General features: G+C 35.3%; 8 protein-coding genes. 1 reads left to right on the plus strand and 7 read right to left on the minus strand.

Annotated features, from left to right (window positions below; genetic code table 11):
• Window positions 1–4: 4 nt before the first annotated feature.
• Genes J0L69_10045 through J0L69_10055 form a run of 3 tightly spaced genes read right to left on the minus strand, consistent with a single transcriptional unit; the run spans window position 5 to window position 2,291 of the window.
• Entirely contained in the window at window positions 5–349 is a 345-nt protein-coding gene (locus J0L69_10045) for a hypothetical protein (protein ID MBN8693528.1), read from the minus strand.
• On the minus strand, window positions 331–1,581 hold the full coding sequence (locus J0L69_10050; GenBank protein MBN8693529.1) for a hypothetical protein: 1,251 nt from the start codon (window positions 1,579–1,581) through the stop codon (window positions 331–333). The genes J0L69_10045 and J0L69_10050 overlap by 19 nt, the downstream gene beginning before the upstream one ends.
• A complete protein-coding gene (locus J0L69_10055) occupies window positions 1,581–2,291 on the minus strand; it encodes a hypothetical protein (GenBank protein ID MBN8693530.1) in 711 nt (236 codons plus the stop codon). Before J0L69_10055 ends, J0L69_10050 begins: the two co-directional genes overlap by 1 nt.
• A gap of 302 nt (window positions 2,292–2,593) precedes the next feature.
• On the opposite strand from J0L69_10055, the gene J0L69_10060 reads away from it, so the two are divergent.
• Window positions 2,594–5,032, plus strand: a complete 2,439-nt coding sequence (locus tag J0L69_10060) for a T9SS type A sorting domain-containing protein (protein ID MBN8693531.1) — start codon at window positions 2,594–2,596, stop codon at window positions 5,030–5,032.
• A 60-nt stretch (window positions 5,033–5,092) separates the two neighbouring features.
• Here the strand turns inward: J0L69_10060 and J0L69_10065 are convergent, their stop codons facing one another.
• The 4 genes from J0L69_10065 to J0L69_10080 are packed head-to-tail and all read right to left on the minus strand — an operon-like array spanning window position 5,093 to window position 19,642.
• Complete coding sequence (locus J0L69_10065; GenBank protein ID MBN8693532.1) at window positions 5,093–5,776, minus strand: hypothetical protein; 684 nt, start codon at window positions 5,774–5,776, stop codon at window positions 5,093–5,095.
• Between the two features lie 53 nt (window positions 5,777–5,829).
• Window positions 5,830–14,454, minus strand: coding sequence for a hypothetical protein (locus J0L69_10070; protein ID MBN8693533.1), 8,625 nt, complete (start codon window positions 14,452–14,454; stop codon window positions 5,830–5,832).
• A gap of 7 nt (window positions 14,455–14,461) precedes the next feature.
• Complete coding sequence (locus tag J0L69_10075) at window positions 14,462–14,887, minus strand: hypothetical protein (protein MBN8693534.1); 426 nt, start codon at window positions 14,885–14,887, stop codon at window positions 14,462–14,464.
• 9 nt (window positions 14,888–14,896) lie between these two features.
• Window positions 14,897–19,642, minus strand: a complete 4,746-nt coding sequence (locus J0L69_10080; protein ID MBN8693535.1) for a hypothetical protein — start codon at window positions 19,640–19,642, stop codon at window positions 14,897–14,899.
• Window positions 19,643–19,680 lie beyond the last annotated feature (38 nt).

The following is a 19,680-nucleotide window of genomic DNA, read 5'->3' on the forward strand; positions in this document are numbered from 1 at the left end:
TTTTTTATTTAAGCACCTGCAATTCACTGATCACTTTATCCGATGAATTAAACACTGTAATTTTTATGTAGCGATTTCCGTACTGATTAAGTTCACCAATCCTGCAACGAACCCGCAAACCCGCTTCCTCTTCTTCATACTCATTTAATACCGTTGATGTGAGGACTTTTTGCATATGCTTTTCAGACAGCTCCTGTGCTTTTATTCTGGCAAAAGGCTGTGTACTTTCCTGTACGTTCAAGTAAATCATAACAGCCAGACTTGTACAAAACGTGAGCAAGACCAGCGCCACTAACACCTCCGGCAAAGTACTTCCGTTCAGTTTTCTATTCAATAACTTTTGCAGCATGTTAGTTTTTGATTATCATTAAAACACATCGCCACCATTAAACTTCCGCTATGTTTAACAGGATTCACATAGGTATCGATCCAATGGTTTTCGTAAGTAGCTGAATTCGATTTTACCATCAGGCGTTTGCCATAAGCGTTGCCGAATAATTTCCCCTGCAAATGCAAATACCCGCTGCTGTAAAGCAAGCCATACACTTCACATCCCTGATTTAATTTTACAAAGCAACGGGGTACCTCATTATTGTTTACATCGGGCGCGTAACAAATAAGACTGCCCTGTATCACCGAATTTTTACCAATGTAAATACCTTTTAAACCACCTTCAACGGAAGTTTTATTCTTTGCAACCACAAGCGAACTCGGATACTTTAAAACACAACTATCCTCAACAATAATCGAATCGCGGGCAATGATATGAACAGAGCCGTGAAAGCCTTCCTTAATACGCACTTTATCGGCAATTATTAAAACATCCTCCAGAAACGCATCCTTTTCAAGTAAAACCTCATCACACATCATTTTAATATTGCCGTCATAATGAACATTGTGTAATCGCAAAGAGGTGCTTTGCCAGACGGCGGTTTTACTTGTGAAACTAAGCTTTGTCCAATCATGCAGTTCGCTGACTATGCTATCCGAATTAGGATTTAATTGATACACATCCTCCGTAACAGCTTGCACAAAATTTTGATTAAGCTCAGGCAGATGGCGAGGCGACGATTTTATAAATCCCGAATTACTGATACCGTTAAAGGACAAGCCCTCAATAAAAGCGGGACGTAAATCGGGAGAAGGCAAATAACAATTGCCATTCATTTCTATTTTTCCTGAAACAGATATTGGCCGACCGTTATCTTCTACCACCAAAGCCGTATCACGCTTAGTGGCGGTGCCGTATAAGGCGGAAAAGTGTTTACTGAATTTCCCTCTGCCGGAACTCACACCAATAATCTGATAAGCGCCCCAGATTATTTTTTTAGTTTTAATCGAATCGCCTTTATCCGATATTAGCCAGCGGTTATTCTGCTCTTGAGAGAAAGCAGGCGATAAAGCCATGTTTATGCCGCTTTGCAAATCATACTTCAATTGTTGTTCAATAGCGCTTACCAAAACAGAAGTGTGATTATATCGCGCCAAAACCACCAGCAAACCCAGAAACAAACTGATGACGATGCCGATAATTAGCGACAAATAAAGCGCGCCTCCTTTTAATTTAATGCTGTACCACATTAGCTGATGGTTTGTTGATGAACCGGTTTAGCTTTTTTATCTTTTTTTGTTTTTGGTTTAGGCTTCAACCACGACTTCATTTTTTGCTTCCACTTTCTCTCTTTTGTATTGGATTCCGACTTTAATTTTTCTTCGTGAGAGGATTCCTTCTTCTTTTTTGATTTAACAGACTTTGGTTGCTTAACGATTTCCGTTCCGTGCTTAAACTTTTTCTTTTCTAAAACTTTACCGCCTTTCGCGTAGGTGTAAAATTTTCCGTGTAAAACATCATTTTTAAAACGGCTCTTTGCCATTACTTCGCCGTATTCGTTATAGAGACAATATTTACCGTTTTTCTTACCGTTCTTCCAGGTAATAATTTCCTTGAGCATACCATTCTCGTACCAGTATTTCCATTCGCTGTTTTTGAGGCCGTATTTTACTTTGCCCTTTTCTTTCAGTTGGTTGTTTAAATAAAATGATTTGTAATAACCATGAATTAATTTACCATCGTAGCCACCCTTTGTTTCCATTATTTTATTGGAACTGTACCAGAGGTAATCGGCATCATCATGTATCTTAATGCTTTTATTGTTTTTAAGCATTTGTGTTTTGATGGTGCTCTGTTCGGTATTAACGGTAATATTGAACGCGATAATTTTATCGGGATCGATTGGTTTTTGTGCCCAAACACCCCATGAAAAAACGAGAAATAACACTAGAAAACGCATTCTCTAAATTTACGAAATGACGAGTGCTTTTTGCCGACTTAAAACCTATTTAAGAATGGGAAAAACAAAACGATGTTGATTTATCGAAAATCAAGATGATTTAATAGTCAAATACTTATAAATTAAATTAGGTGTTTTTACGGATATTGAATTCAGTAAAAAACGTAGACTTATTTATTTTTAAAAGGCAATGGAGTTAACAAGTTTTTTATACAACAAAAGTATAGCCAATATCAGATACTTAAATTTCAGTCTCCATTTATTATCCAGATTTACTATTTTTACTACATACTTTATAATACATGAAAAAACTATTCTTTTCTTTTGCTTTAACATCAAACCTATTCGCATTTGGTAGTGATGATTTCGGGAAATTTTCTACTCAATCAGGATACATAGAGAATAAAGGACAAATTCGAAATCAATTCTACGAACCTAATTCGGATGTTAAATTTATTCTACCCATGAATGGAATGAATCTTCTGTTAAAAAGCAAAGGGTTTAGTTACGATAGTTATAAAATCACAAACTTAGATTCATTTGAAAAATGGGAAGATTTAATCGACCCTATTAAAAAAGAGAACAGGAAAATCAACTGCACTTTTCACCGAATCGATGTTGATTTTATTAATTGCAATAGTAACAGTATTATACTTACTGAAGGAAAAAGCAACGATTACCTAAATTATTATGCCGATTTTCTTCCGGAAGCCGGTGCAACAAATGTCCACACATACAACAAAGTAATCTATAAAAACATTTATAATAATATTGATATTGAATTTGTATTAAGTAATAAAACCCGTACTGCTGAGTATAATTTTATTCTTCACCCTGGTGCGCGACTTCAAGATATTCAACTGCAATACAAGGGTGCGCATTCGATAGAGTTAAAAAACGGAGAAATTAAACTAAAAGTCAATCATGGATACATTAAAGAGAATATTCCTTTAAGTTTTTGGAGTAAAACAGGGAAAAAAGTAAATATCAAATATCAGATAAAAGAATCTAATGGCTATACAATTGTTGGATTTAACGGATTAAGTGAAACTATTTCACAAACGCTTATTATCGACCCTACGCCTAATTTGGATTGGGCCAGTTACTTTGGCGAAGGAATGGGAGATGAAGTTCGCGCCTCTACAATAGATAAAAACAATTTTATTTATTATTCCGGCATTACGGGTTCTTCAAAATACATTGCTACTTCAGGTGCATATCAAACTACTTTTTCACCGGGTTATAATTGCGGGTTTATTACCAAATTCACTACCGCAGGTGTTAGACAATGGGGGACTTATTATCTATGCAGTGGCAGTTCAGTAACTTTAAATAGCATCAGCTTAGACAGATCAGGCAATATTATTACAGCAGGTCACACAGGATGCACAGGCACTGTTTCAACCACCGGCGCCTATCAAACAAGCTTAGCCGGAAGTAAGGATATACTTTTAGTAAAATTAAACAACTCCGGGCAACGTTTATGGGCTACTTATTATGGCGGAGTTGAATTAAATTTTGAAGAGGAACTAGGCTTTGCATGTAATGACACTTTAGGTAACATTTATTTGACAGGCATCACAAGCTCAACGGCAAATATCACCACGCTTGGTTCATTTCAACCCAATTATTACTCAAGTGCTTCTTTCATTGGTACTGATGGATTTTTAGCCAAGTTTGATAGCATGGGAAATAGACAATGGGCAACTTATTTGGGAGGCGAAGGCTATGAATACATTCACGGTATTTGTATCGGCCCGGACCAACATCCTATTATTGGTGGTTATACCGGCTCACAAGATAGCATCGCAACACCAGGCACCATGCAAAACAATTTTATTAGCGGAGCATATGATGGATTCATTATGAAATTCACTCCCTCAGGAATGAGACAATGGGGCACTTATTATGGAGGCGATGGCAGCGATTATATATATGGAATAAATTGTGACCGCTTTGGCAACATTGGCGTGTGCGGTAATACAACCTCAGGCGTTAATATTGCAACGACTAATGCTTATCAATTAAATTATGGCTATAATTTTATTGGCAGATTAAACAAAAACGGCATTCGTTATTGGGGAACATACCAAGGACCTGCAATCACTTTCTTACCATCCTCAGCCTTAACTCTCGCTTTTGATTCAATTGGAAATTTATATTGTGGAGGTGGCACCGCTTTCGCAAACAATATTGCGACTCCGGGGGCCTACCAAACCACTATTGATGGCAACGGTGACGCCTTCATTCTTCGGTTCGATAGTTCTGGAACTAAAGTTTTTGGTACTTTATTTGGTGGAGATGAAAGTGACGATATACAAACATTAAGTGTTACTCAACCTAACGAAATTTATTTTGGTGGCCGTACCCGTTCAATAACAAAAATTGCAACACCGGGATGTCATCAGCCAAATTACGACAATTATTCCTTACAATTAATTGTGGGTATGTTTGGTAAATTCTCCAACACCGGTGCTATTGGGATAAACGAATTTACTAAAGCTAATGACAACAACGAATTAGTAGTTTACCCTAACCCCAACTCCGGTGAGTTTACACTTTTAGCAAAAGAAGATTTACAGATAACCATTATAAATGAACTTGGCGTTATTGTACACAAAGAAAATTACCACACGCAAAAACCTCAACTAAAACTTAATTTACCTGCCGGTGTTTATTTTATTAATGCCATTAAAAAAGATGGGCGTACTTTAAATAAAAAGGTGATGATGATAGAATAAAAGCAAAAACCCATTACTGAGGATATTTTTACTTTGCGTAGAAAAAACATTATTCTTCAATTATGATATTTCCATTTTTATAAATAGATGAGATGGAATTACTTCGTAGGAGATCATACTAATAAGTTTCAAATTAAACTTAAAATCCATCGGTTTACTAAGAGTTTCCTTTACCAACTTAACAACATCAATATGTTCGTTTTTATTTCCAAAAATAACAGCATGGTAATACGGATTTAAAGCATCTGATTCAATTTGCAAGTACCATTTGCCATTGACCTCCCGTCTAATACGTTCACCAAGTGCAAATGTAAAAGCAATTCTCGATTTAGACCTAATAGCCTTGCTAAGTAAATTATATCTTGTAATTATCTCTTCGATGGTAAATTGTTCCAAATTATCTATAAGTAAAAGCTGACATATTTGATCAATAGATTCTTTAATAAATAAATTGAATTTGACCTCATTCCTGAATTCCGCTCCTAATGAGTATTCCCATAGTTTATCATTTGATGGAAAACTCTTTAATCTAACATATTCAAGGTATTTATCCTTACTGTATATAACCAAAGAATTATAATTTGAATTAGAAGGTGTAACATAATAATTTTCTTCAGAATCTTGATACACAAAAGAGTTGTTGAAATCTAAAAAATCAATCAATTTGATTTTGTTATTCTTAACTAATTCTTGAATTAATTTAGAATCTATAACCTTATAAAAAACATCATCGTTACTCCACATTAAACACAATATAAAAAAAACACACTTCAATTTTTGAGTTTACTTTATCTAAATTACTCATTATTTTTCACATTGAAGAAAATATTTATCTTCCCATCAACCACTTTAAAATAAGACTCATATTGCACTACATTAATTCCATGTGCATTATGAATTATATCCCTACTAACATCTACACCACTTGTAGTAACCAAAATTAATTGTGGATGAAAGTTTGGAAATCTTTGCATGTTGCCAGATTGTGAAAGCTTTAAAGCTTCTATATGCCCCTTTACTTGACCAGTGAATGATGAAGTATAAATATTGTTTTTCGTTGCCTTAACCTCAACAAAAACTGATTTTGGCATCTTAATTACATCAAAAGAACTGCCATTTGTAGAAATCCCCCTTTGATAAGAACTTGACATTGTATAATCTGGCATTACTCTTCTTGAACTTAGTGTTGGTAATGAGTTACCTTTATATGGCTGTAAATCATTTGTTGCAATTAAGTGTTTATTTGCCATCACAAAAGACTTTTCAAAATAATTACCTGCAAACGCCTCCCATTTTCCCTTACTTGTACCACATTCTGGACACATATTGTTTTCCTTAAGGAATTCCATTAATAACTCTTTACTTAATTTGCTTGTGGTACCTTTATTTTCCATGTGTGCAAAAGCATCATTTAAACTAATGTTATATGTACGACCATCGATTGTTTTCCCATAATAACCAGTTATTTTACTCGATTTTTCCCCTATACTTTGCATCCAAAGACCAACTTCTTCAAATGGGACTTTCTTCGCGTCCCAAACGTATGGCGCAAAATTTTCCACAGCATTTGTAATAAACGAATTACTACTCATATCATCAAAAGCATAAGTTCCTTCGTTAAAACCAAAAGTATTGCTTGGTAAGTAACTAGTAATATTATAATTAACAGACCGGGACCATCCTCCGTCCTTATCAGAAAAATCTAATGGATTGTTTCCCATAGCTAAATAGGGTGAATTATACTGTCCAAATGGATCAATAGATAACCATCTACCTAACCTAACATCCATTTGTCTTAATTTAAAATTTACCAAATTGGTTTCCGCGTCTTTTTCTTGTCCCTGGTAATTATAACGGTATGCCGGGCTGTTTACATAATTACGCCCCGGCATTACACCGCCATGCGGGTAATAATCGGTATAACTTACCGCACTGGCAACACCGCTGTTATCGGTAAATACACTGCGTACATTGCCTAAATGGTCGGTTAATTCAAAATAAGGTTTATTGCCTGCTGCATCGTAAACACCTAATCTTCCACCGCCATAAATTGCAAAGTCTTGTATACTTATAGGATTACCGCCAACCGTTAAATTTTGATTGTAGGTGGCAATTAAACTTCCTGCTTCATCATACACGTAATACAATCTGCTAATGGCGGTGCCACTGCTGTTGTAACTGGTTTTAGAGTGGCGCATGCCTCTGTCGTTATAGGAAAACTCCGCAATTAAATTGTTGTTGCTGTATTTTTTAACAGAAGTCACCAAACCTTGGCTGTTATAGGTATATACCTGATCGTCCTGTATATTATTTATAGGCTGGCCAATGGCATCGTAGCTATAATTGTTAGCATTGGTTTGATTCGGGAAATCAATATCAGCGCCTAAACCAAGTGAGGTGGTTACGGCATCATTTACTCTGGCCAAGCGGTTACGCTTATTGTTATCGTAATGATAGGTAAACTCATCCATCAATACATTCGCGGTATTGGAGTAACGTTTTAAATTCTGGAGATTACCATTACGGTCATAAGCGATGTCTTGTAATTTAAAGGCACTTGTAGGATTAAAGGCAACGTCAGTCAGGTAACCATTTCCGGGATTAACAACACTATAATTTCCAAAAGTGGCGCCTTTTAAACGATACAATTCATCATAATCATATTCGTACATAAAAGGTCCGCTTAAAGCCGAAGGGCTTGGCGCTGGCGCTCCGCTTGGATACACATTACGCCAGCGAATGGCGTTCGCTATGCCTGTATAACTTACGTTGAAGTTAGAATACGTTCCTGTGTTTTTATTACTGTTGTATAGAGAATAAGCGCGTTCATAATCTTTAGGATAATACTCCATGGCATAGCTAAAAATATCCGCACTTACACCATTGCTTCCATCATTACCAGGGTCGCCACCGGAGAATGGATTATTTACCGCCTTAAGTAATCCATTTATGGTGTAAACGTAATCGAGACCTTGTAAATTATTGCCTAAAACACTTCTTTTAAGCGAGCCATGCTTATAATAATTATTCTCTACAACCGGATTACTTGGCATGGATGTATTTCTTGCTATATATGCTTTTTTCAATCTTTGATCTGAATCATAGGTATAAGCATGCGCAAAAGTTTCAGTAGAATTATTACGCTGATAAATACTATAAATTAGTTTACCTCTTAAATCGTACGAGTATTCCATAGATTTGCCGCCAAGTCCTGCCAAATCCTGAATTACCGTTGTTACCCTTCCTAACTCGTTATAACTATAGTAAGTAGAAGAATTACTATTATAGGTTCTTGAAACATTACCTCCAAGGTACTTTTGTGTGTAACCAAACGAAGTGAGCGGCATTCCTGCAGCAGGGAAATCGTATTCAACATAATTTTGTTCTTTTTGTTCTGAAGAAACAATTAAATTGAAATCATTCTGTGCATAGTATCCTGTTGATTGAATAGCAGGGCTAACAGATACATTGTTTTTCCAATCGTTATAGTTTTGAAATTTAACGTATGAGTTACTAGTTGGATCGTATAATCCTGATTCCGTAGGCCTTCCTAATTTATCATAACTATAATAAACAAAATCATTACCATCAGCTCTTTGCTTATCATTTTGTGAAAACTTCAACTTATCCTCTTTTAAATCATATACATAATCAGTTCGCCCTTCATCTTTTGTTTCGTAGGTGATTAAGTGATCGTATTCGTTATAGGAATACTTGCGACTATAGGTTGGTGTAACCGGTGATGATGGCGGCGGTGTAGTTCCAATAATAGCCTTCGCAATTAGGCTAACATTCGCATTGATATTGGTTAGAAGTTCGGTGTCTGACGGACAAACATAAAGTTGTTTGTCGCATGGGCTGAACGCTCTAACCGGAGAATCAGAAAAGCCATCAAGTCTAATTTTCAGATTTGTACATTTAAAGATTATGTTACTTGCGCCATCAAGTAAACTATCTGGCACAAACATTGCATAGCCACGTCCAGGTAGATTATTTACAAACTTTCCATTCCCTACCGTATCAAAACTCAAAGTAAAATTAAAGTCTCTGGTAAAAGCTGTATGAGTTACTGAATTTCCACTACCATTCAATATTGAATATTGGTACTTACCCTCATAGGTAACCCGCTTGCCTTGTAATCGAGAAAGAATATCATTCCTATGGTATTCATAATTTTGTACTAATACTGAATCAACCGCAAAATAACGAGGCCTAAAAGCTGTATCCTGAAAAACAATTGTGCTATCCGGTGTTTTGTAATAAGGCGGATAATTAAACATTGTATCACGTGAAGCTAATGTATCATTGGTTTGAAAGCGCCAATTATTCCCACCACTATATGAAACAAACTGATTAAATAAATTAAACTGCGGCTCTAATTCGATAGAAATATCCTGAGCATAAATAGGATCAGCGGGATCATCACTCAAATTTTCAAGACTTATATTACCAACAATGCCGCTGTCGCAAGGGAATGCTAAATCAGAAGTATCTTGTCGCGTTTTAGAAGAAACTAAATTTTGTCCGCAAACAACATCATTAGGTGACTGAATAGCCTTTAACCTACCTTTTACATCATAATAGTATACTGTCCATTGGGTATATCCCAAATTATGCGTGGTAAAAAATCTGTAGTTATAGTTTGATACAGGAGTATATCCGGTGTTAAATTTGTAGGCGATTTCAAGAAACAAATCTCTATTGGCATAATCACCTAAAAAAGTGACTGAACATACATTACTTACTATGTTTAAAGAATAGTCTGTATTAAGTATTAAAGCTTGCTTAGTATTATAATTTCTTAAAAGGAAACTCATATTACTTATGGTAATACCTGCTGAACCTGTAATTTCGGTTATTTTTAAAGTTGTATTCTCTTGTTTTGTAATGTGCAATAAGGCATAAGATTCACGACTTAAATCAGTATTTACGGATTTTGAAGGACAATTGGCATCGTATCCGGTAACACAGGTTGCCAAAATTTTTCCTTCGTCGGTTGTGTATGTGATCTGGTCGTGACCATCAGGATTAATTTGTATTGTTTTACGCGCATCTGTAATGTTTTTTGCGATTCCTATAGATGGATAGTTTTTTGTAATAAAATTCTCATCTAACTCATACGTTTCCTTTGGGTAAACTGATTTTAAATCCTGTCCTGATTTAGTATAAATGATAATTCCTTCGTGGCCACTACCCATTTTATGATGACGACCAACACCACCGGTTTTCACAACACGATTTAAAGGGTCGTTGCTATATTCTAAACGGTTATATGGAAATGAATCTGAAGCTATTAAAGGCTCGGATGAATTATTGTCACTATAATACCACCCCAATGTACCCTGTAAAGTTTTTCCAACCAAAGAAGGATTGTAAGTTTCACCAACAGCTTTTGAATTTGTTTTTGGTTTATCAAAATCATCCAAACTGTAGTGAGTACCTGACGAATTTGAGAAAAAAGTTGGAGCATAACAGTTATAAGTTGAATAAAGTGGGGCAGGTAATGTTGCACCAATTGCACGTCCATACGAATCATATAAACTTTCACTTGCAAGCACATTGTTATCAGTTATAATTTTAACTTGCTGTTGAGTGCTCCTGCCAAAGTTATCGAAATACTGTCGCGACTCACTAACAACATTACCATACTCATCAAATTCTCTTGAGCTTGCCCAATTTAAGGTATTGTCATTTACGCAAGTTGGAAATGGAATTATTGGTATAGGATTAGACACACCATTTTTACCTGATTTAGGATTTGTCTTCGCCACTAGTGCTGAGTATAAATAAGGATCGTAATTGGAGGCGTTTTGCTTATAGAGCACTGTATCATTTCTTGCTAAAAACATTTTTCCATTTTCGTCTCTGCCTACTTTTAATACATCGCCAACAGCATAACTGTAAACAGCCGATATAGGCGTATTGCGGAATAGAGGTCTAACTTGTCCGTTTTTGATTCGGGCTAAATGAACATAATTATAATCAGTACTTAGCTGCAACAAATTATTATCTACACTATATACCAAACTATCCTTAGTAGCCTTGCGTATTAAGGCATAGGCTAAATCAGATTTACGATTCATAGACGAATCTGCATAGATAGGAGGAGTAACTGTAGTGTCTAAATAAGAAGGAGGCAAACCAATTAAACCAATGGCCATATCCTGTGTAATACTATTAACTGTAACTTCATGCCATCCTTTATCATTTTTACGAATGTAATTTTCAGAAATGAGTCGGCCTAAAGAGTCGGCATTAATAATGTAAGTAGAATCAGATGTTACACGTATGTTCTTGCGGACTTTCCAATTTGGTTTTACACCAATATTAATCACCTTTCCAACTTTTTCTTTCCCGAGAGAATCAGAAATAACCACGGTATAGGTGCCGGGACTCAAATTATTTTTAGAATTTGAATTATCATCATCATTCCATTGGTAAGTAAAAGGTTTTGTGCCTCCATATGGTGTAACGCTGATAGAGCCATTGTTTAAATTATCCGCATCCGCGTGATTTTTTTCGACGGCTGCGTTAAAGTCGGACGGGAAACTGCAACCAATGTTGGCGAAATATGGTGTAGAGTTATGCTTAGCTGCTTTTAGCCACCATTTTTTTGTTAGTAATCCTGCAGAAATTGTAGTTGAGTAACGTACAATTCCGTTGATTCTACACGAAAAAACATTTCCATTTCTTTCAATACTCACTATATCACCCACTCTGCAATACCAAAATGCTACTAGCGAAGTTCCACTGCAATAATACAATTGCTGGGAAGCCTGATATACACCGTAATCAATGTCGGTATAAGAAGCAGGCAAATAAGCGCTATCCAAAAAACCTAAAACATGCGAGTTATTACTTACAGTTCCTACAACATAATGTGCGCGTGCATTTACATTCGGAATCAAAGAATTCTTTGAGACTAGGGAACCCCAACTTCCAATGGGAGGAGTAGAATTCAAAATAGAATCGTTTCTTGAAATTGTACTGTAAAAATTACTCCAATACACTTTATAGCCCATTGGATGAACATAAGTACTTGAATTATTATTAGCATCAACGGCAGTAATCGTATAATTATCTTTAGAAACATTTTGTATGGCTGCTCCTGTATAATTTCCAGGATTGACACTATAAGTTAAGGCAGAGCCCTGATTATATGAGTTAAAAGTAAATTTACCATCCGATACAAAATAGCCTGAACTATTTGTGATAACCGGGTTAAACAATACAATCCCCGGCATATTTACGTTAGTGGAATCATAAAAACTACAACCAATATTATTCATTGTACCGCTATAAACAGCAGCCTTTACTTTCCAATCACGCGCTGTGGTACAGGTCGCAGTACTTAAAGTAACGCCATTCAACTTATAATTAATTGTACTCCCAACTCTTTCTAACCTTACAACATCGCCAATGCTATAGCCTCCGATTAAAGCGCTCCCCGAACTGGTATATCTATATAAGTAATTATTTACAAAGTTAAATCCAAAATCCATATCCTCCCATAATCCAACCATATGAGCTACACTGTCAATAAATCCAATTTTGTTAAGATTACTTGCGCTGGTTATAACATATTCAATCCATCCGTTGTTTCCCGCTCTTAATGTATTTTTACTAATGGCGGTATTATATCCTGAAGGAGACAAAGGAGCCTTTGTGGTTAAACTGTCGTTGCTGACTTTTGTTCCATAGAAGTTGGTCCAATAAGTTTTATATCCAACATTAAAATTAAAACTGCTTGCATTATTATTGGCATCTTGCGCTGTAACCGAATAATTTCCATTGCTTAAACTTGTAATTGAATTAGTAGTAGCTCCACCGGGCTGCCAGGTATACGACTGTGTTGAACCGGAAATTCTTGGAGATAAAGCAATGCTGCCATTCGATAATCCGGGACTGCAATGCTTTATTAAAGGAACTGTAAGCGCATAATTGGGGAAGTTAACATTAGACGTATCAATAAAACTCGCGCCAATATTGCATATGGCGGCATTATATAGCATCGCCTTCACCTTCCAGTCACGATTAGTAGAACATGCTTCCGAATGTATAGTAAGTCCATTCACCTTAATGTAAAACGTTGAAGCATTCCTCTCTAGACGAATAATATCACCGCTTCGATAACTACCGATTATAGTTGAACCGTTACTTCGTATTATATTGTTGTGTATATAAACATAATTATCTAAATCCGTATAAACGCCCGGCACTGCCGTTACGCTATCCAAAAAACCCAACATATAAATCTCCGTCTGAAGTTTTGCTACTATTTCAATCCAACCATTTGTTCCGGCTTTTAGTGTGTTTTTACTTAATGCCGAATTCCACCCTGTTGGAGAAGTTGGTGTTTGAAATTGTAAAGAATCATTTCGGAATCGTGTACCAAAGAAATTTGTCCAATAAGTTTTATTACCAATATTATAAACATAATTACTACGGTTGGAATCAACATCCATTATTTGCACTGAATATGCTGAAGCAGATAAAGAAGTTAAAGAATTAGTACTTGCGCCACCGGGCGTCCATGTGTAATTATGGCTTGTTCCGGTAATTCTTGGGTTTAACTTAATAGAACCATTGGAAGAACCGGGAGTGGCATGTGTAATTAGAGGAACATCCTCCACATAATTAGGAAACATTGTTTTTGTAGTATCTAAGAAACTAGCGCCAATATTTGCATTATATGTTCCATAGGTGGCTGATTTAATTTTCCAATCTTTACTATTTATTGCAATAGTGTAGCTAGTTAATACTACATCATTCTTTTTAAAATACATTGTTGAACCATTACGTTCTAATCGCAAAACATCACCCGCCGTACAAGTACTTAAACTGTACAATACACCGTAATGGATACGATATAAGGTTCCGGATTGCTGATAAAACCCAAAATCAATATCAGTATATATTCCGGTTCTTGCCACTGATATGCTGTCAGCAAATCCTCCTGCCACAACACTTGTTGAGCTGTTTATAACCCATTGTGTCCATCCATTTTGATCTGACTTTAAGGTGTTTTTGGATACAGCGGTACACCAGTATCCGGAAGTAACGGAATGGCTTGGCGTTGAAACATAATGTAATGTATCGTTGCGAAAGAAGCTGGCCGTAAAATTTGTCCAATATGTTTTATAACCTAAATTATATTTATAAAACACACTATCGTTGTTCGCCCCCTTAACTCTTACTGTATAAGAATTAGCCGTGGCATTCGTAAGATCTTTGTTTGTTGAACCACCCGGGCTCCATAAATAGGTGTAAGGAGAAGTGCCTCCCGTCACTGTTAGGTAAATATTACCCTGAGTATCGACACCATCAGGTTTAACATGATCGATTCTGGCTTTTACGTTAATTTGTGCATTTAATAAACCATTAAACAACAAAAGGAGTAATATTGCTTTTACTAATCTCATAAATTTATTATTGAATTTTTGTAAATATCTCTGATGGCTTGCCTAAAATATCCGCGGTATAGATTTCGTACCGATAAGGTTGCAAGGATAGGATGGGCATACTGCTAATTGTGATTTTATTATCAACACGATTATAGAGCAACTCTCCCGCCGGAGAAACATGTTGATGAGAGCTGAAATCGAAATGTACTGTATAAACAATTGAATCAGTACTTAAAGTAAAAACTTTTATATATAAAACTGATATGCTATCCGTTTTCGCCATTACTAATTCTATATTCGGTTTACAAAGAGTTAAGTTTTCCGAACTTAATTGATGCCCTGCATCAGGCTTATATTCAACTGATAAATCCTGAATAGTGGAATTGCTCTGAGCAATTAAAGAGGTTGATAAAAAGCAAATCAGGCCTGCGATTAAATTGATTTTTTTCATATGAGATGATTAAGGTCTTGAATTGTGATAACCGTGTTCTGAAACTTTAACTACGCCATTGGTTTTAGTCTCTTTGTAGGTTGCGGTAATTCTACCGGCAGCATCAAAAGAATATTTAGTAGCAAAATTCTCCTCGTCGAGTACAGCTATAACCCTGCCGGTTTTTGGATCATAAACATTTCCTATGATTGGTGAATCGATGGGATGAAATTTAAAATCATCGTAGTAAGCGAAATCGCCTCCTAAATTCCATACATAAGCTGCTAATGTATGCGCTTGAGTCAGATCAATATTCGCCGGCACACTTATTTCAAGACTCATTAATAACCAATCTCCCACCTGAATATTATTCACTGAGCTTTTTGAAATCTCCTGATAATCGTTAATTGGCGCGCTACCTGTGGTAGTACCTTGGAGATGTAAAACTAATTTTGAATTAGAAGGACTGTTTTTATGAACCCAAACTTGTGCTCTGTAAGTTCTATCAATTTCAAAATTAGTTGCGCGATAGGTTGGTCCAAAGTTATTGGCAGGAACTTTAGCCATATAATTACCTGTATGCGGATTTACCAATGAACTAAATACCGGAATAGAGCCGATTGGAGTACTGATCCATTGCGAATAAACCGAGCCTGATCGCTGATTGCCTGTGCTAATTTCCCCACCAAAATGAACCACACCCGGCGCAACTGTTACTGTGTCTTCATATCCGCTATAAGTAAAGGAAGTATAATTAGCATTTCTAATGCTGCATAATTTAAATAAGTTATTGTAACCATATTTAACGCTGGATGGTCTATTGTTTAATCCTCTTTCTTCAAGAACGGAACAATCCAATGAAAACAATGTTGTTTTAGAAGTTAGACGCGAAGTGCCTGATGTCATCGTCTCAAGGGTATTATCATTCAACAATCGTTCATAAATCTCATCTACCGTATACCAGTTCTTAGTGACAACACTGTTTTCATAAAGTGAAGTTCCTGAATTATACACCCTCATATTGTAAGTATTCTTATAGGTTATTGTTTTCTCACCAATAAGATATCCGGTGTTGTTTAAAGGTGACTCCTTCGCAGTTTTAATTTTACTAGGCAACAATAATTGATTTCTATTATTCTCATTTAAACACTTAAAACCTAAAGAGGAATTGTTTACAAATTCGCGCTCAATTTCGTTAACCTTACTCAAATCCGTTCCAGATTCATTTACAGTTTTATAAATTTCGCCAAGATCAGTATTGTACCCATAACTAATAGCAGTTGTGATTTGATCAAGAGTTTTAATCACTTTAATCAACCTTGGGCAATGATGTGAGTTATGCATATAATACCTATACCATTCTTTATCACTACAGTTTATATAATAGGGTTGATTGTTATTCCAATTTGGATGCTGACACATAATAGTCATTGGCAATGAAATATAACTTTCTAGTTCATGCGGATAAGTTTCCTTGATTTCTGCACGATTATCATATACATACTCTGACTTAGAAATCAGATTATTATTTACATCAAAGTTTTCTACCTTCTCAACTTTACCTTGCATTGATAAATCTTTGTTACTATACCACGATGTAATATTATATATTTGAGCCCTCATAGTGGGTGAAGGATTATTCGTATTATTATAGCAAAACGAAGGAGCTGAACAATTTGTTGGATTAATGATATTATTAAACTGATAAGAAGCGGTAGTAATCAACGGATTATTTACTGTATTATTAATAAAACTATACTTGGTGTACCCGTTAGAGGTATTAAACTTGCTTACACTTTTTGCTGTTACCTTACTATATCCAACATTACCTCCTCCTCCATCTGGCAATAACATATTCACATTATCCCATAATAGATACTGAGTAAATTCCGTTTGAGCAGCTAGCATAAATGGCATAGGCGGAACTTTGCAATATCCATCTTCATAGGTATAGTTTCTCATATAGCTTTCTTGAGTCAATGGATCCTTTCGAATAATATTCTTTACCCTGATTCCACCACCAAATAATCTAGAAAACTTCATAAGTAAATAACCCATTGCATTAAATTTCCAATAACCATGAGGATTATAGCTTCCATAAGGATTGCAACTGGTATATAAATCTGGGTATTCTACCGTTCCAGGGGAAAGATTGGATCCGTTTACGTGATTAAATCCATTAGGATATATTAACTCATTATCACCGTGAGGCAATCCATAAAATCCGGGTAATAAATTACCTTGTAAATACGTTAGCAACCATGAGTAATTAGGGGGAGGATTACTAGCCCATGTTGTACAACCTTTTGCTATTGGAACAACAAGATAGTTTAGCTTAATATTAGTAGAACTATAATTGCTATAATCGAGCGCAAAAAGATCAATATCCTTATACATTAATGTAAACCTCCCATTGGATAAATCAAAAGTATTTAAAGGCCAAATAATCTTTGGCATTTCCATTGTTGGGTTTGGAATATTATACCAACCGTTATGCGGATCTTTCAGATATCCTTCTCGTACATAGTCATCACCTTCATACTCAATCTTTATATTTTCACCAATAGGGGTTACAATTTCTTTCAACGACCAGGCATCTGCATTATTTGAAGATGTTGGTGTAGTAAAGTGACTATCCCCAAGACCTGTATAATCAGATTTATAATATCCCCAAATGTCCGTTTTATCACCATCATAGTCAGGATTATCTTGACTTTGACTTTTGTAATAATTAAATTGATAAGTAGGGAAAACTTTAGTTGAGTTGTCCTCGTAAAACATTATATCATTTAAAGTCAACTTACCACTATTCGACAAGTCTGTTGTAGAAAAACTTGACTTATTAACTAATGAATAGAGAAGGTTCGATGAGGAATTCAATACATAGAATGCTGTTTGATTTGCAGGATTAACATTTGGAAAATAATTTACATTGGTTGATGTATATGTATTATTGATATTATTATATAGCTTCTTACATAACGAGTAATCGGTGCTTAAATCAACCGATTTTATACTTCTAAAATCTATTAGTGCTTTGTTAACGTTGTACTTTCCAATATGTATCAAGCTTGCACTAAATGGTGACGAGAATAATGATGTATTAAACCTACTATCAATTGATGAAAGATTCCAATTCGTGTTGTTTTCAATTAAACTCTTATTTTCATTCCTTAATAAAACAACTCTTTTTAGTTTTAACAAGGGCTTCGGCGAATTACCTTTAAGCACATTATCATAGCTATGCCCATCTAACTTAACATCCTTTATAAAATATGCTGTATGCGTTGCTGTGCGAATATAATCTAGATAATATACTTGACTTATTGATTGTGCAGTACTAAAAGTTTTTTTATGTGTTGAAGGTATGTATCCACCAAAGCCGTCAGCCCTTCTTAAACTAGTTGTTTGCTTAACAAAGCCATCATTATAATTATAAATATTTGACGCAGTTAAAAAACTATTATCCCATAATGAATAATTATAAGCAATCCAATACCCTGTATCTCCTTCGTCCGCTAATTTATTGTTGTTTTTATCTTCGTAGTCGGGTCCTGTTACCGCTGTAAGTTTCCATGAATTAGCAAATTTATGGGGCTTGCAGAATATATTAGTTGATGCAAGATTATTACTCTTCAATGTGATATCATCCTTAGCAGGAGTAGTTAAATTAAAAGACTTTCCAACCTCAGACTGTGTATAAACAGGTAATGAATAATGGTAGGTTATTCCATTGGGATTAGTTACCTGTATTGCTCCAATACCAGTTGCATCAAATTCGGTATTAGGTCTCCTAACGTTTGTACCAGTTATTAATCTATAATCAAGAAAAACTGAAGATCCGCTATTTATATTATTAATTTCTGTATTTGTCAAATACTTGATAAAATAACTAGACTTAATTCTATTATTAGGCGCATCAGCCTGATAAACATTTTTCATTGATGAACCTTCAAAATAAAATTGTGTCTTACCCTTAGTAGTATAATAACTATTATACGACATCGCCTTCCCATTAACGAGTAACGCATCTTTAAAAATATAAGGTCTCAATTTACCACCTATGCCCGGACCTGATATACTATAATGATCATAGGCGGGTGCCTGATAAGGAGCAGTGGGCTTCTTAAAATACCTAAGAGGAAAACCTGATGAAGAATAGGCGCTTGTAGTTGTATTTGATGCCATTGCAATAGCATCATAGTTATCAATCTTGTTCTCAAATGCAACTAAATCACACGATTTAGTAAGAGCATTGTAAGTATATGAATGTGTAAAATCATTAAGATAATTTGCATATGTTGAGTTAAAAGTATTTATATTTTCATAATTGAATGGTCCGTAAATAAACTCTGGATTCAAGACGTTAGTTGGTATATATTGGGTTATTTTCCCATTGTACACTGGCTGCCCATTATAATCATCAGGTGAACCAACTACTTGTCTTGAAATTTCACCCGGATTGTAATCCCAACCCAATCCAATCCATGATGAAGCTTGATTCATCCGAATTCCTCCTTGATAACCTAAAGTAATATCAACGTTCTCCCCATTTGGTCCAGGAACAGACATTAAAGGAACTGAGTATTTAAAATCACCAGTGTATAAGTCAACCATACCGTCAGCAGCATCAGCTACTCCACTAGAGGATGATGATGTAAGAATTAAATTTGAATTTATTATTTCATTAGCCAATACTGTTGGATAAACAACATTGGTGAGCAAAGAAAAAATACACGTAAATGCGAATGTCTTTTTAATAATTTGAATATTCATAGAAATTAATTTTATTTCTTTTAAAACACCGCTATATT

Source organism: Bacteroidota bacterium (assembly GCA_017303905.1).
Classification (GTDB): domain Bacteria; phylum Bacteroidota; class Bacteroidia; order B-17B0; family Aurantibacillaceae; genus JAHEYG01.